Here is a 20,726-nt window from a genome sequence, read left to right on the forward strand (position 1 = left end):
GGCTAATAATTAGTGGTGAGTGCCCCACTAATTAAAGTTTCACTTTATTTTGAAACAGCAGGTGGAGATAATGCTAAATCAGATAAAAAAATAAAGTCTGCATGCTCGCGAATTTTGGGAATAGAGGTTTCTATAACACGTGATGTAATTTCACCTGGAGGCCCAACGTGTCCGATAGCTACCATAATTGGTTTTTCTTGAATTTTTTTGATAAGTAATTGAGCTTGTTTTGAAATATGTCCTGCTGTATAAACATCATCAAAAAATAGTTGGTTTTCAATAATAGGCACCCCTAATTCTTTTCCGATTTGTGGGACGACACTATTAGGGTTTGTTTTGCTATCTAAATAAAATAAACCGTGTTTTTTACAAGCTGTAAGTATAAGACGTACAATTCTTTCGTCAGCTGTTACTTTTGATCCCATATGATTATTCATTCCAATTGCATGTGGTACTTCTTTAATCGCTTGTTCGAGTCGGTTGTTTATTTCTTCATCGCTTAAATCAGTTGTAAGTGCTTTTGGTCCAAGCCATTCTTTTTTACCTTTAATAGGTTCCATTGGCATATGTATAATAACTTCATGGCCTTTTTTATGGGCTGCTATTGCATCTTCTTTTGTAGAAGGAAGGAAAGGCATAACAGCAACAGTCAGTGGAATGGGAAGTGATAACATTTTATCAGTTCCCTTCATATTATTTCCGAAGTCGTCAATGACAATAGCTACTTTATTTGTATGGGCATTGGCTTGAATCGGAAACAAGAAGGATGGTAAGAACATAGTAAAAATGAGCAATGCAATCGTATATTTGCGCATATAAATATTTCCTTTCTATTTTATCCCGCTATTTGCGGGCAGTAAGATTCCCACCTCAAAATTCGGCTGGAGCAAAGAAGTTAGGGGGAGATCCACTGCTCGTAAACACCCGATTGGTGAGTGCTAATAATCAGTGGGGGATGAACACCCCCCACTGATTAAAGTTTCACTTTATCAATCATCATTATGTTTTGCGTTTTTATATAAATTAAACAAAAAATGTCGAAGAAAAGTATATGTTAAATAGAGAAACCGCTATTTAATTGGTATTTGTAAAAAAAGAAGATGAAAAAAATGTCTATTATTGCGAATGTATTTACAAAGATAGAATAATTTGTAATAATTCTCAAAGTGAGGGTAAAGATTTGTAAATTACAGGGAGAAAATGTTTAATTTTCTGATTCTTCAAATTTGAATATGATTAAGCAGGTAAAAGGTCAATAGTGAAGTTGAGAGCATGGAAGAATAATAAGGGGGATATGGATGTTTACTGTAAAAAGGAAGTACACATTAGAAAAGCTTTCACGTGATATTCATATGAAGCGTGAAGAAATGATTCAACTAGGATTAACAAGCGGGTTAACTAGTAGGGAAACAATTCAAGTTAGTCAAGAATTGGACAAGCTTATTTTACAATACCAGCGCTATAAAGAAAAACAAACACCAAAATGGTTTTCCATTATAAAGGTACCTATTTTCCAAATCGGATATGAAGGAAAATCGAATAATTTTTGGCGAATGCTTGTGGCGGGTTTTATGAAATAAGTATAATTACCCTTTTGTGATAAGGATAATTATACTTTATGTAACGGTATCTCGATATGAACTGTCGTTCCTTCGTTTTCTTTACTGTCAATAAAAATATGCCCATCGTACATCTCTACAATTCGTTTACATATGACAAGTCCAAGACCTGTTCCAGTATCTTTATTAGTAAAGAACGGATGAAAGAGGTGTTTTTGAATATGTTTTGGAATACCTTTTCCAGTATCAATAATTTGCAATTGTGCGTGTGTTTCATTGTCTGTTACGACAATGGTTAGTGTGTCACTAGAAGTCATGGCTTCAATTGCATTTTTTGTAATGTTTAAAACCACTTGTTTCATATGGTCTTTTGAGCAACGGATATGAACAGGATGGTCTGGCAAATGTAGATGGAATACAATGTTATGTAGATTCGCCTCAGATTGAATAATCAATGCTACCTCATTTAGAATAGTTCTCACATCATATGTTTGTTCAATGATAGCAGTTGGCTTTCCAAGAATAAGGAATTCACTTACAATTTCATTAATTCTCTCTATTTCTTGTTCGATGATGGAAAAGTAAAACTGATCCTGTTCATCTTTATATTTTTCTTTTAATAGCGCAACGAGTCCTTTAATTCCCGTAAGAGGATTGCGGATTTCGTGGGCTGTACTCGCTGCAAAAGTTCCAACCAATTCAATTTTTTGCAGTTCATTTTGTTGTCTTTCCAGTTTTGTTTGCCGTTTTAATAACATATATTGAGCGAGTAAAAATAAGATAGACATTAAAAATAAAGTAGCTATACATTCTATTGCAACCCATTGGTATAAAGTTTGCTTGTGGATAGGTAATGGAGAAACAGAGACCTTCCAATTTAACCTTTGGAGTGGGGTAGTGAGCATATTAGAATGCGCATCGCTTGTTTCATTATTGTCATCAGTTAGAAAAACTACATCATGTTTATCAGTTACTTCGAAATGGTATTGTGGTTTAATAGCATTTAAAGAAGATGAAATGTAGTCAAAGCGTAAACTTGCTAACAATAAGCCTGAGAGTTCCTTCTGTTTGTTAAATATTGGGGAAGCGATTATAATAGCTTGATGTCCAAGGACGCGGTCTGTAATGACGGATGATACAGTTGTTTTCTTAGTTTGTAATGCGTCTTGAATATACTTGCGGTCTGAGACGTCTACAGGTCTTGATTCGCTTTCTGATGCGATGGTAATGATTCCTTCTGGTGTAACGTAATATAGACCAGAAAAGCGCGCATCGTTTCCATCTGTATCATGCACAATTTGTTTAATCCCATTTATGTTACCAGTTTCGGTACCTACGACTTTTGCAAGCATTTCTAAGGCAGAAATTGCTTCACCAAGGTGATGATCTAAATAGTCTCTATATAAAAAGAGAACCGTATGAGCAGATGTTTTGTTTTCCTGCTTCATTTTATACGTATGATAGGAATAAAATGTAGCACCAATCACTATCGTTGGTAGGATAACAAGCAATATATATAAAACTATGCTTTGGAATTTGACTTTCAAATGTGGTACTCCTTCTTTTTTTATTATCATTATATATAAACTATGTTAAAATTGTCATGTTTTTATTGAAGAATCATTCGTAATATATTAGGGGAGAAGAAATGGATGAGTGAATGCTCATTCGGAACTCACATGAAGTATTAAGCTGTATTTTCTTTTTATTGCTGAGAATTTAAGTGAAGGGTTGAAAGTTGTATGACATCAAATAATGAACGAGAAGATATTTCTCAATCTTTAAAAGTATTTATTGCATTATCTCGTGTACACCGTTCTGTTATGGATACTACAAATAAATCTATACAAAGTAACGGGTTAAATCCAACTGAATTTGCTGTATTAGAACTGCTATATCATAAAGGTGGTCAACCACTTCAGCAAATTGGTGAGCGTATTTTAATAGCTAGTGGCAGCATTACATATGTTGTAGATAAATTGGAAAAAAAGGGATTAGTAAAGAGAATCCCATGTCCGAATGACAGACGTGTTATTTATGCGCAATTAACGGAGTCTGGGGAGAGCTTCATTGCTTCTATTTTTCCAGGTCATGAGCAAGTTATACATCAGTCTTTTGAAATGTTAACGAAGGATGAAAAGGATGAATTACTTGATCTGTTGAAAAAAATTGGAAAGTATGAAAAGTGATACTATGTTCCAAAGGAGCTTTGGATAAAAAAATCCAAGGCTTTTTTGCATATAAGTAAGATGGCAGCTGCCGAATTTTGTTGAAAACTAAGAGGGAATTTGGGAATAAGTATTGAATTATAGTAAAGGTATACATAATGGAGAGGAGGCTCGTTCATGTCATTTAAAGACTATGAATATAAACGGCCAAATATTGAAGAATTAAAAGAGAAATTTACTGTTGCTTTAGAGAAATTTGATAACACAAAAACTGTAGAAGAACAAAAACAAGTTATCAATTCAATTAATGAAATTCGTAATGATTTTGGTACAATGGGGAATCTTTGTTACATTCGTCATTCTGTTGATACGACAGATGCTTTTTATAAGGAGGAGCAAGATTTCTTTGATGAATACTCTCCAGTTGTACAAGGATATGGAACAAAATATTATAAGGCGTTAATTAGTTCTCCATTTCGTGAAGAATTAGAATCCTATTACGGAAAGCAATTATTCGCTCTAGCAGAATGTGATTTAAAAACATATTCAGATGAAATCGTGAAAGATTTACAATTAGAGAATAAATTGTCTTCACAATATACACAGTTGTTAGCATCTGCAAAAATTGACTTTGCAGGAGAAGAAAGAACATTGTCGCAACTGATTCCATTTATGCAAGGAAAAGAAAGAAGTGAACGTAAATCAGCAAGTGAAGCATACTACGGATTTTTAGCTGGAAATGAGGAAGAACTAGATCGTATTTATGATGAGCTTGTTAAAGTAAGAACGAAAATTGCGAAATCTTTAGGTTTCAAAAACTTTGTTGAACTAGGATATGCAAGAATGTATCGTACAGATTACAATGCGGAGATGGTTGCGAATTATCGTCAGCAAGTACTTGATTATATCGTTCCAGTTACAACGGAATTAAGAAAGAGACAAAAAGCACGTATCGGTGTAGAAAAGCTAGCATATTACGATGAAAACTTTGAATTTGCTACAGGTAATCCAACTCCAAAAGGAGATGCAGATTGGATTATTAATCATGGGAAAACGATGTATAAAGAGTTATCAGCTGAAACAGATGAATTTTTCAATTTCATGTTAGATAATGATTTATTAGACTTAGTTGCGAAAAAAGGAAAAGCTGGTGGCGGATATTGTACATATATCGAAAATTATAAAGCGCCATTTATTTTCTCAAACTTCAATGGAACATCTGGTGACATTGATGTATTAACACATGAAGCTGGTCATGCTTTCCAAGTATATGAAAGTCGTAAATTTGAAATTCCAGAATATAATTGGCCAACATATGAAGCGTGTGAGATTCATTCTATGAGTATGGAATTCTTTACATGGCCATGGATGAAACTATTCTTTGAAGAAGATGCAGATAAATATTATTTCTCACACTTAAGTTCAGCACTTCTATTTTTACCATATGGTGTATCTGTCGACGAATACCAACATTATGTATATGAAAATCCAGAAGCATCACCAGCAGAGCGTAAGACAGCATGGCGTAACATAGAGAAGAAATATTTACCGCATCGTGATTATGAAGATAATGATTATTTAGAGCGCGGTGGCTTCTGGCAACGTCAGGGACATATTTATAGCTCGCCGTTCTACTATATTGACTACACGTTAGCTCAAATTTGTGCACTGCAATTTTGGAAGCGTGCAAGAGATAATAGACAAGAGGCGTGGGAAGATTATGTGAACCTTTGCCAACAAGGTGGAAGTAAATCATTCTTAGAATTAGTAGAAGTGGCAAATTTAACATCACCATTTGCTGAAGGTTGTGTGAAAAGTGTCATTACAGAAATTGAAGCATGGTTACATGCAATTGACGACACAAAATTGTAAAAAACATGCGCTTTTTTTCACATGTTTAACATCGACATAATGGGAAAATGATGAGATAATAAAAGAAAATTCAGAATACTAAAGAGGTGTTTCTAATAAGGAGCACCTCTTTTCACCAACAAAAAGGGGGGAAAGAAGTATGCTTCAATCTAATATGGATGTGAGTTTAGAAAGTTTGGTGAACTCATTGCAGTCTACCCGAAGCACGCTATTATCAGAAATTGAAATGTTAAATGATACAGAAGTGAATGTAAAGCCACGCCGTGATAAATGGAGTATTATTCAAATTTTACATCACTTACATTTAGTTGAACAATCTGTCACATCTGCCCTTGTATATGCTCTACACAAAAATGAAAGAAATGCGACTCCATTTAAAGACCTCCAACTTACGCTTGATCGCACACATAAAAGAGAAGCTCCTCAGCAAATGCAACCAACAGAAACTTTAATGAAAAAACAGCAAGGAATTCAATTGCTAGAACATTCACGACAAGAACTATTACATGCGCTTCATAGTATCATAGATGAAAAAGAATTAGTTGAAAATGGATTAAAGCATCCTGTTTTTAATGATTTGAATTTGTATCAGTGGGTTCAATTTCTTGATTTACATGAACAAAGACATCTTACACAGTTAAAAGAGGCGAAATACGCAATTTTGCAGCGATAAAGTGGAAGAAGTGGGAAACCACTTCTTTTTTGATACATGCATAGTTTTCTTTCTTACTTTGGAATACTACATGGAGAAAGAAAAGAAGGAGTTGAAAAGTATGTCCAAGAAAAAGAGAGAAGAAGAGCGTGCTTGGAAAGCACGTAAAGAGAATCAAAAACCACATGGAAAAGTGAAAGCTTTTGCTGAATTAGTTGAAGGAACAGAAAAAACGTGATGATTATTTCATCACGTTTTTTGTATGAGTGGAAAGGTTAATAAGAAGGTTGTACCGATTCCTTTTTCACTTATAATATCAATTTTTCCATTCATAGCTTGAACAACACTGAATACAACCATCATTCCAAGACCAGTCCCTTTTTCTTTCGTTGAATAGAAAGGAGAACCGAGGCGCTTCACCTGCTCTTGATCCATGCCAACTCCTGTATCTTTTATATATAGCTGGATATGCTTATGATCAGGAACTAATGTGAAATAAAGATCGCCACCTTTTGGCATAGCTTCAATGCAGTTTTTTAAAATATTTAATAAGCATTGGTTTAGTTTTTGCTTCTCTCCAGCGATAAAGAAAGAAGTACTTTGCTTTATGTAATGAGTACGGACATTTGTTAAATTGGCAAGTGGTGTAATTAAAGATAGTGCATGCAGTAATTCTTCCTCGAGTTGTAGTGTTTGTTCTTTTTCAATACTCGGTTTTGCAAAGGTTAAATAGTCTGTGAGAACATGATTTGCTTGCTCGATACCATTAATGGCTATATCGATATATAATTTCCGTTCTTGCTCGGTACATGTATCAGACTGCAATAGTTGTAAAAATCCTTTCGTTGAAGTTAAAGGATTGCGAATTTCGTGCGAGATGGAAGCTGCCATTTCACCAATTAAATGAAATTTCTCAGCGTTCATAAGCTCATTTTGGAGACGAACCTGAGTTTGTAATATGTGTAGTAAATATAAAATAAGGATCGTACCAAGCATCGTACATAACTCATACACAATAATATGGGGTATATAATCTACCTTATTTGTAACTTCTGAAAGGAAGAAGGGTATCCAGCTAAATCCATATGTGAGACTGTAAATAATAGCAAGTGCTATTTTTATACGATTAGAAGTTCGATTGAAAAATTTGTACGTTAATAGTAGAACAATAAATAGAACAATAGAAGCGATAAGGGATGGGAAAACACCTATTCCTCCTAATAAGAAGCGATATATGTTTAATACAGCTAAAATAGAACCACCAGCAATAGGTCCTCCTGTCAATGTACCGACAATTAATACGATATGACGCATATCAAATTGAAAACCATTATTTGTTTTTGCTGCAAAAGTGATACATAGTATTGTAGCGAGGCAACACAGCACAATAAATATAGCTGAATTTAATTTAGGAGACCGTTTCCCTTTTTGATTCCAAAATAAGTGATAAATAAGCATTGTAACGAGAATAGATAAAATATTTAAAAAGAGGTAAATAATAAAGTGTTTCAGTGGGATGCCTCCTCTCTCCGAATAGTAAACTAATCATACTATAAAATGAAAGAAATGGAATATAAAATAGCGGAAAAATCAGAAATTTTTTCTGGTAGTATACAATATGTTACAATATGTTTTGTCAATGAAAGAAGAAATTCCATGCATCGCATGGGAGAGGTTCGCGAACTCCCTCTATAAAAAACTATGGAAACAACAATATCCTTAGGTATTGTTTTGTTTTTTTATTGTGACAGTTCAAGAACGTTCTTTCTTCTTATTCGTAGTAGAGAAGGAGAATGAGTGAAATGAAAAAAGAAAAAGCAGTTGTTGTTTTTAGTGGTGGACAAGATAGTACAACATGTTTATTTTGGGCAATAGAGCAGTTTGCAGAAGTAGAAGCTGTAACGTTTAATTACAATCAACGTCATAAATTAGAAATTGATTGTGCAGTGGAAATTGCGAAAGAGCTAGGAATTAAACATACGGTACTAGATATGAGTCTATTAAATCAACTTGCTCCAAATGCGTTAACGAGAACGGATATGGAGATTACACATGAAGAAGGTGAATTGCCATCGACATTTGTAGATGGACGAAATTTACTATTCTTATCATTTGCTGCTGTATTAGCAAAACAAGTTGAGGCACGTCATATTGTAACGGGTGTATGTGAAACTGATTTTAGTGGTTACCCAGATTGCCGTGACGTGTTTGTGAAATCGTTAAACGTTACATTAAATTTATCTATGGATTATCCATTTGTCATTCATACACCACTTATGTGGATTGATAAAGCAGACACGTGGAAATTATCTGATGAACTTGGCGCATTCGAGTTTGTTAGAGAAAAAACATTAACATGTTATAACGGAATCATTGGTGATGGTTGCGGTGAATGTCCAGCATGTCAACTTCGTAAAGCAGGATTAGATACGTACTTACAAGAACGCGAAGGAGCGAACAACTAATGGATAATTTCTTTGGATTTCGCATCGTAGAAAATTTGCAAAAAATGGACAAGGATATTCAACGTAAACAACTCAAATATCATAATAAAAGAGTAATGGTCAGCAAGGAATTTACATTTGATGCAGCACACCATTTACACTGTTATGAAGGGAAATGTAAAAACTTACATGGTCACACATATAAAGTTGTATTTGGGATTAGTGGATATGTAAATGAAATAGGCCTTGCAATTGACTTTGGAGATATAAAAGAAATTTGGAAAAACGAAATTGAAATATATTTAGATCATCGTTATTTAAACGAAACATTACCAGCGATGAATACGACTGCTGAGAATATGGTCGTTTGGATTTATGAAAAAATGGCAGAAGCATTAACGAAAGATAATCGTGTGAACGAATATAAAGGAGCTCGTGTTGAATTTGTTCGTCTATTTGAGACGCCAACTAGTTATGCGGAAGTAAGACGGGAGTGGATGCTCGATGAGTAAAATCCCTGTCTTAGAAATATTCGGTCCGACTATTCAAGGAGAAGGCATGGTTGTCGGGCAAAAGACTATGTTTATTCGAACTGCTGGCTGTGACTATAGCTGTTCTTGGTGTGATTCTGCTTTTACATGGGATGGATCGGCAAAAGATCAAATTAGACAAATGCCAGCGGAAGACATTTGGAATGAGCTTGTTGAAATTGGAGGAGAAAATTTCTCTCATGTTACGATTTCGGGTGGGAATCCTGTTTTATTGAAAAATATTGAGTCGCTTCTTTCTATATTAAAAGAGAATGGGATGCGAACGGCGATAGAAACACAAGGGAGTAAATGGCAAGATTGGTTACTTCAAATTGATGAGATAACCATTTCGCCAAAACCACCAAGTTCGGGAATGAAAACAGATTATCAAAAGTTAGATGCTGTAATTCAGAAACTAGCAGGAAAAGATATTAGTTTAAAAGTAGTAGTATTCGATGATCGCGACTTTGAATATGCAGTTAAGATGCACGAACGTTATCCATCTGTACCATTTTTCTTACAAGTAGGGAACGATGATACGAAAACAGTGGATGATGCAATGCTTATTAAAAAATTATTAGATAAGTATGAGTGGCTTATTGAAAAAGCTGTTAATTGTAAAAAAATGAATGATGCGAAAGTATTGCCGCAGCTTCATGCGTTAGTATGGGGAAATAAACGAGGCGTATAAAGAGAAGGGATGTTTAAAATGGCAGGAAGATTAGATGAAGATTTAAAAGATGTAACATTATTAGGAAATCAAAATACAAAATATTTATTTGAATATAGCCCAGAAATTTTAGAGGTATTTGATAATAACCATCCAAACCGTGATTACTTTGTAAAATTCAATTGTCCTGAATTTACAAGCTTATGTCCGAAAACAGGACAACCAGACTTTGCAACAATTTATATTAGCTACATTCCTGAACAAAGAATGGTAGAGAGTAAATCTTTAAAGTTATATTTATTTAGCTTCCGCAATCACGGTGACTTCCACGAAGATTGTATGAATGTAATTATGAATGATTTAATTAAATTAATGGATCCGCGTTACATTGAAGTATGGGGTAAATTCACACCACGTGGTGGTATTTCAATTGATCCATATTGCAACTACGGTCGACCAGGAACGAAGTATGAACAAATGGCAGATTACCGTATGATGAACCACGATCTATATCCGGAAACGATTGATAATCGTTAATAGAAAGAAAAGTCCTGTATAGTATACAGGACTTTTCTTTCTATTATATTATGCATTTTGATTAATGACAGTATAGTTTTTATGACTTACAACTGTAAGAGGTTCCATATCTAGTTCTCTAAAATTCTCCATAATTGTTATATCAACAATAACAGAGTTTTGATTTACCTTTTGAACACGGCCTTGCATTCCACCTTTAAATTCGATGATATCTCCAGTTTCTGCGATCTGCATAAGCAACTCTCCTTGTTACAGTTTTTCCAAAAAAGAATAATTTGGGATTTTTTATTTTCCTTTATTTTGAACTATGTTTCCTGTTTTGTAAATGTTTTCAAAGGAAAAAGTCGAAAAATATTCATATTTTGTAAGATAATATCCATATTTCATATGATGCTGGAGAAAAAGTGTTTATATCTTTATAATGAAAATGGATGTTGGTCTGTTTAATATGGGGAAATAGGAGCGGTAAAATAATGTTTGAAATTATGGGGATCTTTATAGCTTTGTTCTTATATTTATTTTCTTATACACAGTTGAAGAAAATTCGTCAACATGAAACGAATACATATTTTGATGGAATAGATGCTTCAGTTACTCATAGTAGTGGCGGAGATATGTAACAATATGTAACTTTTATTTTCAGCATGTTATGATGAATGTAAGAAATAGTACATAATATAGTTCGTAAGTGATGAATGGAGAGTGAAAAGAATGTGGATATCTTTTATTCGTCATGGTCGCTTGAATAGTACTATAGAACCGATGACAATTACTTCATTTCATGAATGGCTGAAGAGATATGATGTAGATAGTATGAGTAGGGAATGTAACATACCGATTGAAACAATTGAGGCAGTAGAATCGGCAAATTTAATTGTATCGAGTGATCAAAGACGTGCTGTACAGTCAGCAGCGGAGTTAATGAATTCTTTGTCCTTTGTGCAAAATTCTCTGTTTAGGGAAGTAGAAGTACCGTCAAGTTTTTTTGCACCAGAATGGTTTAAATGTAAGCCGGGGACTTGGTTTTTTATTGGACGTGCTTTATGGATGGTTGGGTATCATAAAGATGTTGAGTCGTATAAGGAAGCAAGGGGAAGGGCAAAAGAAGCTGCTAACATGTTACATCACTATGCAATGGTGCACGGGAAAATCGCGATAGTAGGACATAGCTATTTTAATGCCATGATTGGTGCGGAACTGAGGGCGATGGGATGGTCTGGACCTCCTATTTTTCATCGAAAGCCGTGGGGATATACAAAGTATACGTTCCATGAGGCGATGAGTGGAAGTGTATTAAATACAAAATTAACTTAAAAGCACACGATTTTATATAAAATCGTGTGCTTTTTTTTAAGATATAGAAACCAATGTACGTAATGGTTTTATTAGATGAGCATAAGGTTCGCCAACGAGCATTACGGTTTTATCTTTGTTGTAACCTAGTTTTTCATACAGTGAAAAAGCACGCTTGTTTTCTAAATTAACAAGTAAGGCGATTTTTTCATAACCTGTTTCAGCTGCATGAAGTTCAGCTGCATCGATTAACTTAGAGCCAATGCCACGTCCGCCGTACATATTTGAAACTGACAACGTGTCAATATAATACTCATCAAGTTCAGCTTCTTTTTCTAACGTAATGGATTCATCTTCATGTAGTTCTCTTAAGTGGCGTATGATTGGTGCATCAAGTTGTTCAACGTCACTACCGTGATAAGCGACAATAACCCCAACTACCTTACCATCTTGTTCCGCCACTAAACAGTTTTCATAGCTCAATCGATTATTTTCTTTTACGAACCATTTTTCAAGTCCTAGTAATACATTTGCTTCAACTGTGCTACCAGTGATTTTTTCAGCAATTTCATGCAGAGCATTATACAATAAAGGAGATATTGCCTTTGCATCTGTCTTTGTTGCTTTCCGAATCATAGTATCCCTCCTAGTTCTATTTATATATTGTAACATAGTGGTATGGAACTTTGTATGATTGAATGCCAAAATGTTTGATATAGAGAAGTAGCTATGTTAGTATATGATATTTAGTGGACATATAATAAAGCAATACTGCTTGTAAAATAATGAAAATGAAATGAAGGCATAGCAACAGGAAAAATTTACAGTTGTTGACCGATAAAAGATACGATAAAATAAAATATTGCATAGAGGTGAAATACATGGATGAACAATTAGCAAATACAATTTTGGATCAGCTGAAAAATGGTGAGATAAAGGAGTATGTTGTAACGAAAGATGTATTTTATACGTTTAGGAAAGTTGTAGTAAGTCGAGAAGATTTTAAACATATTATTGGGAACGCACAACGCGGCGGACAGGTAATTTATACATATTCAAAAACGCCACGTTCATAAATAGAAGATAAAGGGGAGGAGAATTATGGGCGATTTTAAACAAGGCATTTTACCGCATTGGGATTATATGTGGAAAGATAGAGCCGGAAATAGATGTATGGGAATGGTTATGTATCCAGAGAAACGAAAATGTTCAACAAAAATGCTTCAGAAAATAAAAAGGGCGCATGAGCAAGCGGCAGAAATTAAAGTAACTGTACAAGTTCAACAGACATATGAGTACGTAGAAGGAATGATCGTATACTTTGATGAAGAAGCTCCTGTATGTACAATGCTTGATAAAGATGAGAATCCGCATCACATATTTGTAAAAGATATTTTGCGTATTGAGCACTCTGAATAAACTTTTCATACATAAATTGAAACGCCATAATAATAATCTTTTTCTATAATAGTTATCTTTTATTATGTAACGAGCAACGAAAGTATATGTATAATATTTAATAAAGTAAAATTGATAAATGTAATCGTTTGTTAGAACAGATTATCGTTTCATGTCTGTTCTTTTTTGCGTGATGCTGGAGAAATATATTCCTCCAGCATTTGCCGTTTTATGACAAAATATATTGTTAACTTTTTTTAAAATGAGGTTAAATTCGTTGACAACTTTTTTGAAAAGCACTTTATTGACATGAGTTTTAGAATGTTGTTTCATAGTCATTGTATTGAAAAAAATCGGCGGTCTTGTCGAAAAGTAAAAGTTAAAAAAAGAAAGAATTTATACATATATCTTGTGTCTTGTTTTGAAACGTAATACAATATATAGAGAAATCAAGAAACGACATACAAAGAGTATAGATTGGAGAGGGAGGGTCGGAAATGTTAGTTGCATATGATTCTATGACAGGAAACGTGAAGCGTTTCATTCACAAATTAAATATGCCGGCCGTTCAAATTGGTGAAGATCTAGTAATAGATGAAGACTTTATTCTTATTACGTATACAACAGGTTTTGGCAATGTACCAGAACGTGTTTTAGAATTTTTAGAGCGCAATAATGACAAATTAAAAGGCGTATCTGCAAGCGGCAATCGTAACTGGGGAGACATGTTCGGTGCAAGTGCTGACAAAATTTCTGCTAAATATGAAGTGCCTATTGTATCAAAATTTGAGTTATCAGGAACAAATAACGATGTAGAATATTTTAAGGAAAGGGTGCGGGAGATTGCGACACATTGAACTGAATAATGAAATCACGCAAATGCAGGACGGTTTTTATCAGCTTCATAAAGATAAAGAGGCATTAGAAGTCTTTATGGAAGAAGCTAGAGAGAATACCGTTCCTTTTAATAGCGTGGCAGAGCGAATGGAGTATATGAAAGAACATGATTACTATTACAACGTTCTGGACGAGTATAGCTTGGAGGAAGTAGAAGAAGTATATAACATCGCTTATGGTGAAAACTTCGAATTCCAATCTTATATGGCAGCATCTAAGTTCTACAAAGATTATGCGTTAAAAACGAATGATCAAAAACAATACTTAGAAAGCTATGAAGATCGTGTAGCAATTGTGTCATTATACTTAGGACGCGGTGATGTTGCGAAGGCAAAACAATTCGCAAGCATGATTGTAAAACAAAACTACCAACCAGCGACACCAACCTTTTTAAATGCGGGAAGAAGCAGAAGAGGAGAGATGGTGTCTTGTTTCTTGTTAGAGATGGACGATAGCTTAAATTCAATCGGCTTTAACATTAATACTGCAATGCAATTATCAAAAATTGGCGGGGGAGTAGCTTTAAACTTATCTAAGCTACGTGCACGTGGTGAGCAAATTAAAGGTATTGATAACGCTGCAAGTGGTGTAGTACCTGTTATGAAATTGCTTGAAGATTCGTTTTCATATGCGAATCAACTTGGCCAACGAAAAGGTGCTGGTGCAGTATACTTAAACATCTTCCATTGGGATATTATCGAATTCCTTGATACAAAGAAAATAAATGCCGACGAGAAGAGCCGTATTCAGTCTCTATCAATCGGAATTATCGTTCCAAGTAAGTTCTTTGAGCTTGCTGAAAAAAACGAACCTTTCCATGTTTTCGCGCCTTATACGGTGTTTAAAGAATATGGCAAGCATTTAGATGATATTGACATTGATGAAATGTACGATGAATTAATGAGCAATCCGAAAGTGAAGAAGAAGCCGCTAGATATTAGTGCACGTGATATGCTTATTAAAATCGCAATGATTCAGCTTGAGTCTGGTTATCCATACTTAATGTTTAAATCAAATGCAAATAATCAGCATCCACTGAAGGATATTGGAACTGTGAAGATGTCGAACTTGTGTTAAATATGTAGCACCTTCTAGTAGAAATGCTAGTCGAAAACTCCGTTAAACGGGGAAAGCCTCAAGTTTGAGGTAACCTACCGTGCTAAATCTTATCTTAGAATGAAAATAGAAAAGTTCAGAATGTATCTTATTATTTTGTATAGCAGAGTGATCGGACAACATAAAGTAATAAGAGACTTTCTGAAAGATTAAGATAAGTAAAAGCCTAACGACTATCCCTTATGGGAGTAGAGCGCAAGTGATTGGCGTTCGAAAAGCGGAGCACCTAATCAGGTAATGCTGTAGGTGATGATATAGTCTGTCCTGTATGGTGACATACAGCAGTTGCATGAGCAACGGACTGAGGAGTAGCGAACTCGGTTGAACATTCGAGACAGAAATCTTCCAGCTACAAGAAACTTCTGAAATAAATGATTACGGTACAGATGACATTATCCGCCGCGATATTAACTGTAACTTAGGATCACTAAATATCGTAAATGTAATGGAAAATAAAGAAATTCGTGAAGCAGTTCATGCAGGAATGGAAGCTTTAACAGCTGTTTCTGATATGACAATCATTCCGAATGCACCAACTGTGAAAAAAGCAAATGATGAGCTTCATTCAGTTGGACTTGGAGCAATGAACTTACATGGATATTTAGCAAAAAATAAAATCGGTTATGAAAGTGCAGAAGCGAAAGAGTTCGCACGTACATTCTTTATGATGTTAAATTACTACTCTATTGAGAAAAGTATGGAAATCGCTAAAGAAAAAGGCGAAACATTTAAAGACTTCGATAAGTCTGATTATGCGAACGGCACATACTTTGAGAAGTATGAAACGACAGATTACAGCCCAGTAACTGAAAAAGTTCAGCAACTATTTGAAGGAATTCATATTCCAACAAAAGAAGATTGGACAAGTTTAAAAGAGCAAGTGCAGAAGAATGGATTATATAATTCATACCGTCTTGCTATCGCTCCAACACAATCTATCAGTTACGTTCAAAATGCAACTTCAAGCGTAATGCCGATCGTAAGTCAAATCGAATCAAGAACGTATGCGAATGCGACAACATATTATCCAATGCCGTATTTATCAAAAGATACGTTCTGGTATTATAAATCTTCTTACGATATGAATCAGTTTAAATTAATTGATTTAATTGCAGAAATTCAAGAGCATATTGACCAAGGAATTAGTACAATTCTTTATGTTAATAGTGATATTTCAACACGTGAGTTAGCACGTTACTACATCTATGCACATAAAAAAGGCTTAAAGAGTCTGTATTATACGAGAACACGTAAATTAAGCGTGGAAGAGTGCGTAGCTTGTACCGTTTAATATAAAAAAGTGAGACATTATGAGCAGGGTTTTCTGAACCCTGCTCATGCTTAGTTATCAATTTTTCATGTTTATTTAGAGAAGGGGCGATTGAATGCGTGCGGTAAACTGGAACAAAAAGGAAGATGATTTTAGTTTAATGTTTTGGAAGCAAAACATCGCTCAGTTTTGGACAGAAGAAGAAATCGCGGTGTCTTCTGACAAAAATACTTGGGCACAATTATCAAAAGAAGAGCAAATTGCTTATAAGCGTGTATTAGGTGGTTTAACACTTTTAGATACGAAACAAGGTGGCGAAGGGATGCCACTTGTACTTGTTCATCTTGAAAATTTACAAGCAAAAAGTGTATTAGCTTTCATGGGAGCTATGGAAGAAGTACATGCGAAGAGTTACAGTCATATTTTTACAACGTTAGCTACGGAAGAAGAAATTGATGATATTTTTGAATGGGTAGACAATCATCCATTACTTGAGAAAAAGGCTGGTATTATTACTCGTTACTATCGTCGTTTATTAAAGCCTCAAGTAACGAAAAAAGAGTTATACATGGCAATGGTAGCAAGTGTGTTCTTAGAAAGTTACTTATTCTATAGTGGATTCTTCTATCCACTTTACTTAGCAGGTCAAGGTAAATTGACGGCAAGTGGTGAAATTATTAATCTAATCATTCGTGATGAGTCCATTCACGGCGTATTCGTCGGTATTTTAGCACAACAACTTTTCGCAGAGCTTTCTGCAGAAGATCAACAAGAAGTGCAAAAAGAAACGCAAGAGTTATTAATGGAACTATATGAAATTGAAATGGCATACACAGAAGAAATTTACACTTCAATCGGTCTTGTAGATGATGTAAATCGTTTCGTTCGCTACAATGCGAATAAAGGACTTATGAATTTAGGACTTGAGCCGAAGTTTGAAGAAGAAGAAATTAACCCAATCGTTTTAAATGGTCTACGTACAGATACGAAAAACCATGATTTCTTCTCTGTAAAAGGAAATGGTTACGTAAAAGCAACGAACGTTGAAAAGTTATCTGACGATGACTTCGCATTCAATTTTTAATATCGTGTCATAGAAAAAGCTGTCTTTATAGAAAAGACAGCTTTTTTCTATGGATAGTTTACATAATGTTATTATTTCATGGAAATATTCCTATCTCATAAAAGCCAAATTTGTAAGGGAGTGAAAATAAAAAACACGAATTAAAGTTTTATTTTTTATATTTAGCAGTATGAGAGATTGAATAACTTATGTCAAAATGAATAAAAAATGAGAAGAAGTGAGGCCTCATTCCACCTATATGTTTTCTTTCGAATTGAATTTTTTAATTACATACATTTTGGCTCGAAAATTGCATGATATTTAAAAACAAAAGGGAACTGTAATAGTTGGTGTGATGTATACAGCTATTTGAAAGCGTTTCCTTTTTGCTGTCAATTTTCAAATGAAAATGAGATAGAGAAAGTAGGGGGAATGATAGGTGGGAAAAGTAGTTGGTTTAAAACGTTCATTAGGACTTTGGTCAATTGTTATGCTAGGGGTCGGGTATATGACACCGATGGTTGGATTTGATACGTTTGGAATCGTTTCGGAAAAAACGGGTGGACATGTTCCAGGAGCTTATTTGATTGCATTAGCAGGGATGTTGTTTACCGCTGCAAGCTACGGCAAAATGGTAAAGGTTTTTCCTACCGCAGGATCAGCTTATACGTATACACAGAAAACAATTAGTGCAAGACTTGGGTTTCTTGTTGGATGGTCCGCATTATTGGATTATTTGTTTCTGCCGATGGTGAACGCACTATTAACGAGAATTTATTTGTCAGCATTTTTTCCAAGTGTTCCTAATTGGATATGGGTCATTGGTTTTATTCTACTGATTACACTTATAAATGTTATTAGCGTAAATGTTACTGCTAACTTCAATACGTTTTTAGTAATATTTCAAGTGCTAGTAATGGCCGTGTTTGTTTTTCTAGTTATAAAAGGTTTATTAGCGGGAGAGGGAACAGGAGAAGTTTTTTCCATTCAGCCGTTTTTTCAATCAGATATACAAATATCACCGTTAGTTGCAGGTGCAACAATTCTTTGTTTTTCATTTTTAGGTTTTGATGCAGTAACTACATTTTCGGAAGAGACACCAAACGCGAGGAAGACAATACCTCGGGCTATTTTTCTTACTGCTTTAATCGGTGGAGTTTTATTCATTACAACTACGTATTTTACACAATCTTTCTTTCCAGATACATCTGTATTTAAAGATAAAGAATCAGCGTCTCCAGAAATTGCGCTATATGTTGGTGGAAAACTATTTCAAGCTTTCTTTTTAGTAGGAACGCTTATGGGGACACTCGCGTCTGGTTTAGCTTCTCATACAAGTGTGTCTAGATTATTGTACGTAATGGGGCGAGATAATGTCATTCCGAAAAAAATATTCGGATACATTCATCCTCGTTGGCGAACGCCAGTATATAACATTATTATTGTAGGAGTTATTTCACTCTCTGCGATATTCATTGATTTAGAAACGGCAGCATCACTTATTAATTTTGGAGCGCTTATTGCATTTACATTTGTTAATTTATCTGTAATTTCCTACTATGTAATTAAGAAAAAAAGATATAAAACGATAAAAGACTGTTTAAATTTTTTAGTGATGCCTATTTTAGGTGCTGGTACTGTAGCAGTACTATGGTTTAATCTCAATGTTCATTCACTTATTCTCGGTATTTGCTGGGCTGCTATTGGAATGGGATACCTTTTATATATTACAAATATGTTCCGCTTAGCTCCTCCGCAAATGCATTTTGAAGAAGTGCAGGAAATGTAAAAAGCAAAAGACATCGGATAAATCCCGATGTCTTTTGCTTTTTATATTTAATAATCATGCAGTATTGCATAAGTCATTCAAAGCGTCATAAGTAGGAGGGTGACACAATATGATTATCGTAGCATTTTCACTTGGCACGATTATTGCTTTGTATAATTAGTAAAAATAAAAAGCGGGGTGTTATCGTGCCGATTCAGTCAGAAAAACATACAGGTGAGGTTGAAAATCCTTTAGAGGAATTTCAAGCTATATTAAAAGAGGCGCTTCATTTTTTACATTATCCAGACGAAGTATTTGAATTTCTGAAAAAACCAATGCGTTTTTTAGAAGTAAGTATTCCTGTTCGTATGGATGATGGAACAACAAAGGTATTTCAAGGGTATCGTGCTCAGCATAATGACGCAGCTGGGCCAACGAAAGGTGGTATTAGATTCCATCCAGATGTTACGGCAGAAGAAGTAAAAGCACTTGCTGGCTGGATGAGCTTGAAATGTGGAGTGACAGGACTGCCATATGGAGGCGCAAAGGGCGGGATTATTTGTAATCCACAGGAGATGAGTTTTAGAGAATTAGAGTTATTGAGTCGTGGGTATGTAAGGGCAGTAAGTCAAATTGTGGGACCGACGAAAGATATTCCGGCTCCTGATATGTACACAAATGCGCAAATTATGGCTTGGATGCTAGATGAATATGACCATATTAGGGAGTTTGACTCTCCAGGCTTTATAACCGGGAAACCATTAATGCTAGGAGGATCACAAGGACGGGAAACAGCAACTTCTAAAGGTGTATTGTATACGCTTCAGTTAGTAAGTGAGTTAAAACAAATTCCATTACAAAATATGAGAGTTATTATTCAAGGATTTGGGAATGTTGGAGGGTATTTGGCGAAATATTTATATGATATTGGTGTGAAAGTAGTTGGGGTATCAGATGCTATAGGAGGAATTTATAATCCAGACGGCTTAGATGTTCCTTATTTATTAGAAAACAGAGATTCTTTCGGTGTAGTATCGAATCTTTTTAGTAAAACAATTTCTAATCAGGAGTTGTTAGAAAAAGAATGTGATGTACTCATTCCAGCGGCAATTGGGGGAGTCATTACGAAACATAATGCAGGAAAGCTTGGATGTAAGATTATCATTGAGGCTGCAAATGGTCCAACAACAAAAGAGGCGATAACGATGTTAGAAGAAAAGGGAGTTTTGGTTGTTCCAGATATTTTAGCAAACTCGGGTGGGGTTATTGTTTCTTATTTTGAATGGTGTCAAAATAATCAAGGATATTATTGGACAGAGCAATATGTTGATCAATGTTTAAAAGAGAAAATTACATCTAGTTTTTCTAACGTACTTGACACTTCAAAACACTTTGGAGTAAATATGAAAATTGCTGCTTATATTGAAGGAGTTCGTAAGATTGTAGAAGCATCGCGCCTAAGAGGTTGGTTGCATTTTTAACCTAAAGG

23 protein-coding genes, 1 pseudogene and 1 riboswitch are annotated in these 20,726 nt (G+C 34.8%); of the genes and pseudogenes, 19 read left to right on the forward strand and 5 right to left on the reverse strand.

What is annotated here, in order from left to right; genetic code table 11:
* Positions 1-44 precede the first annotated feature (44 nt).
* Positions 45-815: a divergent polysaccharide deacetylase family protein gene (locus tag DPQ31_RS06745; RefSeq protein WP_001234113.1), complete on the reverse strand. Its 771-nt coding sequence runs from the start codon at positions 813-815 to the stop codon at positions 45-47.
* A 483-nt stretch (positions 816-1,298) separates the two neighbouring features.
* On the opposite strand from DPQ31_RS06745, the gene DPQ31_RS06750 reads away from it, so the two are divergent.
* Entirely contained in the window at positions 1,299-1,580 is a 282-nt protein-coding gene (locus DPQ31_RS06750) for an aspartyl-phosphate phosphatase Spo0E family protein (RefSeq protein ID WP_000495542.1), read from the forward strand.
* Between the two features lie 29 nt (positions 1,581-1,609).
* Here the strand turns inward: DPQ31_RS06750 and DPQ31_RS06755 are convergent, their stop codons facing one another.
* Positions 1,610-3,106: a DUF3149 domain-containing protein gene (locus DPQ31_RS06755; protein ID WP_000865076.1), complete on the reverse strand. Its 1,497-nt coding sequence runs from the start codon at positions 3,104-3,106 to the stop codon at positions 1,610-1,612.
* A 195-nt stretch (positions 3,107-3,301) separates the two neighbouring features.
* Between DPQ31_RS06755 and DPQ31_RS06760 the strand changes: the two genes are divergently transcribed.
* The 4 genes from DPQ31_RS06760 (at position 3,302) to DPQ31_RS29110 (ending at position 6,489) form a co-directional block, all read left to right on the forward strand.
* Positions 3,302-3,748 carry a MarR family winged helix-turn-helix transcriptional regulator gene (locus tag DPQ31_RS06760; RefSeq protein WP_000203343.1) on the forward strand — a complete coding sequence of 149 codons (447 nt, stop codon included), beginning with the start codon at positions 3,302-3,304 and terminating at the stop codon, positions 3,746-3,748.
* 156 nt (positions 3,749-3,904) lie between these two features.
* Positions 3,905-5,599: a M3 family oligoendopeptidase gene (locus tag DPQ31_RS06765; RefSeq protein ID WP_208731715.1), complete on the forward strand. Its 1,695-nt coding sequence runs from the start codon at positions 3,905-3,907 to the stop codon at positions 5,597-5,599.
* Between the two features lie 139 nt (positions 5,600-5,738).
* On the forward strand, positions 5,739-6,272 hold the full coding sequence (locus tag DPQ31_RS06770) for a DinB family protein (protein WP_000941967.1): 534 nt from the start codon (positions 5,739-5,741) through the stop codon (positions 6,270-6,272).
* 100 nt (positions 6,273-6,372) lie between these two features.
* Positions 6,373-6,489, forward strand: a complete 117-nt coding sequence (locus DPQ31_RS29110) for a DUF6254 family protein (protein ID WP_000038354.1) — start codon at positions 6,373-6,375, stop codon at positions 6,487-6,489.
* Positions 6,490-6,500: 11 nt separating this feature from the next.
* Here DPQ31_RS29110 and kinB read toward each other — a convergent pair whose 3' ends face one another.
* Positions 6,501-7,709 carry a sporulation sensor histidine kinase KinB gene (gene kinB / locus DPQ31_RS06775; protein WP_002038243.1) on the reverse strand — a complete coding sequence of 403 codons (1,209 nt, stop codon included), beginning with the start codon at positions 7,707-7,709 and terminating at the stop codon, positions 6,501-6,503.
* A 207-nt stretch (positions 7,710-7,916) separates the two neighbouring features.
* A riboswitch (PreQ1 riboswitch) is annotated at positions 7,917-7,960 on the forward strand.
* A 93-nt stretch (positions 7,961-8,053) separates the two neighbouring features.
* On the opposite strand from kinB, the gene queC reads away from it, so the two are divergent.
* The 4 genes from queC to queF are packed head-to-tail and all read left to right on the forward strand — an operon-like array spanning position 8,054 to position 10,432.
* On the forward strand, positions 8,054-8,716 hold the full coding sequence (gene queC / locus DPQ31_RS06780) for a 7-cyano-7-deazaguanine synthase QueC (protein WP_000711602.1): 663 nt from the start codon (positions 8,054-8,056) through the stop codon (positions 8,714-8,716).
* Positions 8,716-9,207, forward strand: coding sequence for a 6-carboxytetrahydropterin synthase QueD (gene queD / locus DPQ31_RS06785; RefSeq protein WP_000368413.1), 492 nt, complete (start codon positions 8,716-8,718; stop codon positions 9,205-9,207). Before queC ends, queD begins: the two co-directional genes overlap by 1 nt.
* Positions 9,200-9,916 carry a 7-carboxy-7-deazaguanine synthase QueE gene (queE, locus tag DPQ31_RS06790; RefSeq protein ID WP_000036310.1) on the forward strand — a complete coding sequence of 239 codons (717 nt, stop codon included), beginning with the start codon at positions 9,200-9,202 and terminating at the stop codon, positions 9,914-9,916. Before queD ends, queE begins: the two co-directional genes overlap by 8 nt.
* Positions 9,917-9,934: 18 nt before the next feature.
* On the forward strand, positions 9,935-10,432 hold the full coding sequence (queF, locus tag DPQ31_RS06795) for a preQ(1) synthase (RefSeq protein ID WP_000918895.1): 498 nt from the start codon (positions 9,935-9,937) through the stop codon (positions 10,430-10,432).
* 48 nt (positions 10,433-10,480) lie between these two features.
* Here queF and DPQ31_RS06800 read toward each other — a convergent pair whose 3' ends face one another.
* Positions 10,481-10,666: a YkvS family protein gene (locus tag DPQ31_RS06800; protein ID WP_001165081.1), complete on the reverse strand. Its 186-nt coding sequence runs from the start codon at positions 10,664-10,666 to the stop codon at positions 10,481-10,483.
* A 239-nt stretch (positions 10,667-10,905) separates the two neighbouring features.
* Here DPQ31_RS06800 and DPQ31_RS06805 point away from each other — a divergent pair, with 239 nt between their 5' ends.
* Positions 10,906-11,052 carry a hypothetical protein gene (locus DPQ31_RS06805; protein WP_000461687.1) on the forward strand — a complete coding sequence of 49 codons (147 nt, stop codon included), beginning with the start codon at positions 10,906-10,908 and terminating at the stop codon, positions 11,050-11,052.
* Positions 11,053-11,143: 91 nt separating this feature from the next.
* Complete coding sequence (locus DPQ31_RS06810) at positions 11,144-11,746, forward strand: histidine phosphatase family protein (RefSeq protein WP_000264990.1); 603 nt, start codon at positions 11,144-11,146, stop codon at positions 11,744-11,746.
* Between the two features lie 36 nt (positions 11,747-11,782).
* Here DPQ31_RS06810 and DPQ31_RS06815 read toward each other — a convergent pair whose 3' ends face one another.
* Positions 11,783-12,361, reverse strand: a complete 579-nt coding sequence (locus DPQ31_RS06815) for a GNAT family N-acetyltransferase (protein ID WP_000619578.1) — start codon at positions 12,359-12,361, stop codon at positions 11,783-11,785.
* A gap of 245 nt (positions 12,362-12,606) precedes the next feature.
* Here DPQ31_RS06815 and DPQ31_RS06820 point away from each other — a divergent pair, with 245 nt between their 5' ends.
* The 8 genes and pseudogenes from DPQ31_RS06820 to DPQ31_RS06855 all read left to right on the forward strand — a co-directional run bounded on the left by DPQ31_RS06820 (position 12,607) and on the right by DPQ31_RS06855 (position 20,718).
* Positions 12,607-12,801 (forward strand): hypothetical protein, encoded by a 195-nt coding sequence (locus DPQ31_RS06820; RefSeq protein WP_000344286.1) that lies wholly within the window; start codon positions 12,607-12,609, stop codon positions 12,799-12,801.
* A 25-nt stretch (positions 12,802-12,826) separates the two neighbouring features.
* Positions 12,827-13,144: a hypothetical protein gene (locus tag DPQ31_RS06825; RefSeq protein WP_000502191.1), complete on the forward strand. Its 318-nt coding sequence runs from the start codon at positions 12,827-12,829 to the stop codon at positions 13,142-13,144.
* A gap of 476 nt (positions 13,145-13,620) precedes the next feature.
* Entirely contained in the window at positions 13,621-13,980 is a 360-nt protein-coding gene (gene nrdI, locus DPQ31_RS06830; protein ID WP_000959449.1) for a class Ib ribonucleoside-diphosphate reductase assembly flavoprotein NrdI, read from the forward strand.
* A pseudogene (locus tag DPQ31_RS06835) lies at positions 13,967-15,094 on the forward strand (ribonucleotide reductase N-terminal alpha domain-containing protein); the annotation flags it as partial. The gene nrdI and the pseudogene DPQ31_RS06835, both read left to right, overlap by 14 nt.
* Positions 15,095-15,476: 382 nt before the next feature.
* Positions 15,477-16,427: a ribonucleotide reductase large subunit gene (locus DPQ31_RS06840; protein ID WP_073990709.1), complete on the forward strand. Its 951-nt coding sequence runs from the start codon at positions 15,477-15,479 to the stop codon at positions 16,425-16,427.
* Positions 16,428-16,521: 94 nt separating this feature from the next.
* The gene (gene nrdF, locus DPQ31_RS06845) at positions 16,522-17,490 is read left to right on the forward strand and encodes a class 1b ribonucleoside-diphosphate reductase subunit beta (RefSeq protein ID WP_001203010.1); all 969 of its coding nucleotides are present in this window, start codon (positions 16,522-16,524) and stop codon (positions 17,488-17,490) included.
* A gap of 418 nt (positions 17,491-17,908) precedes the next feature.
* Positions 17,909-19,258 (forward strand): APC family permease, encoded by a 1,350-nt coding sequence (locus DPQ31_RS06850; RefSeq protein ID WP_000521244.1) that lies wholly within the window; start codon positions 17,909-17,911, stop codon positions 19,256-19,258.
* A gap of 185 nt (positions 19,259-19,443) precedes the next feature.
* Positions 19,444-20,718 carry a Glu/Leu/Phe/Val family dehydrogenase gene (locus tag DPQ31_RS06855; RefSeq protein ID WP_015000270.1) on the forward strand — a complete coding sequence of 425 codons (1,275 nt, stop codon included), beginning with the start codon at positions 19,444-19,446 and terminating at the stop codon, positions 20,716-20,718.
* Positions 20,719-20,726 lie beyond the last annotated feature (8 nt).

This window comes from Bacillus sp. COPE52 (genome assembly GCF_003355115.1).
GTDB classification, from domain to species: domain Bacteria; phylum Bacillota; class Bacilli; order Bacillales; family Bacillaceae_G; genus Bacillus_A; species Bacillus_A toyonensis.

Bases quoted from the DNA above. Each gene is read 5' to 3' on its own strand.
- queC (WP_000711602.1), top strand. From the start codon at position 8,054: ATGAAAAAAGAAAAAGCAGTTGTTGTTTTTAGTGGTGGACAAGATAGT.
- DPQ31_RS06760 (WP_000203343.1), top strand. From the start codon at position 3,302: ATGACATCAAATAATGAACGAGAAGATATTTCTCAATCTTTAAAAGTA.
- queD (WP_000368413.1), top strand. From the start codon at position 8,716: ATGGATAATTTCTTTGGATTTCGCATCGTAGAAAATTTGCAAAAAATG.
- DPQ31_RS06820 (WP_000344286.1), top strand. From the start codon at position 12,607: ATGGATGAACAATTAGCAAATACAATTTTGGATCAGCTGAAAAATGGT.
- DPQ31_RS06765 (WP_208731715.1), top strand. From the start codon at position 3,905: ATGTCATTTAAAGACTATGAATATAAACGGCCAAATATTGAAGAATTA.
- queE (WP_000036310.1), top strand. From the start codon at position 9,200: ATGAGTAAAATCCCTGTCTTAGAAATATTCGGTCCGACTATTCAAGGA.
- DPQ31_RS29110 (WP_000038354.1), top strand. From the start codon at position 6,373: ATGTCCAAGAAAAAGAGAGAAGAAGAGCGTGCTTGGAAAGCACGTAAA.
- DPQ31_RS06770 (WP_000941967.1), top strand. From the start codon at position 5,739: ATGCTTCAATCTAATATGGATGTGAGTTTAGAAAGTTTGGTGAACTCA.
- DPQ31_RS06750 (WP_000495542.1), top strand. From the start codon at position 1,299: ATGTTTACTGTAAAAAGGAAGTACACATTAGAAAAGCTTTCACGTGAT.
- DPQ31_RS06805 (WP_000461687.1), top strand. From the start codon at position 10,906: ATGTTTGAAATTATGGGGATCTTTATAGCTTTGTTCTTATATTTATTT.
- DPQ31_RS06800 (WP_001165081.1), bottom strand. From the start codon at position 10,666: ATGCAGATCGCAGAAACTGGAGATATCATCGAATTTAAAGGTGGAATG.
- kinB (WP_002038243.1), bottom strand. From the start codon at position 7,709: ATGCTTATTTATCACTTATTTTGGAATCAAAAAGGGAAACGGTCTCCT.
- DPQ31_RS06815 (WP_000619578.1), bottom strand. From the start codon at position 12,361: ATGATTCGGAAAGCAACAAAGACAGATGCAAAGGCAATATCTCCTTTA.
- DPQ31_RS06825 (WP_000502191.1), top strand. From the start codon at position 12,827: ATGGGCGATTTTAAACAAGGCATTTTACCGCATTGGGATTATATGTGG.
- nrdF (WP_001203010.1), top strand. From the start codon at position 16,522: ATGCGTGCGGTAAACTGGAACAAAAAGGAAGATGATTTTAGTTTAATG.
- queF (WP_000918895.1), top strand. From the start codon at position 9,935: ATGGCAGGAAGATTAGATGAAGATTTAAAAGATGTAACATTATTAGGA.
- DPQ31_RS06810 (WP_000264990.1), top strand. From the start codon at position 11,144: ATGTGGATATCTTTTATTCGTCATGGTCGCTTGAATAGTACTATAGAA.
- nrdI (WP_000959449.1), top strand. From the start codon at position 13,621: ATGTTAGTTGCATATGATTCTATGACAGGAAACGTGAAGCGTTTCATT.
- DPQ31_RS06745 (WP_001234113.1), bottom strand. From the start codon at position 815: ATGCGCAAATATACGATTGCATTGCTCATTTTTACTATGTTCTTACCA.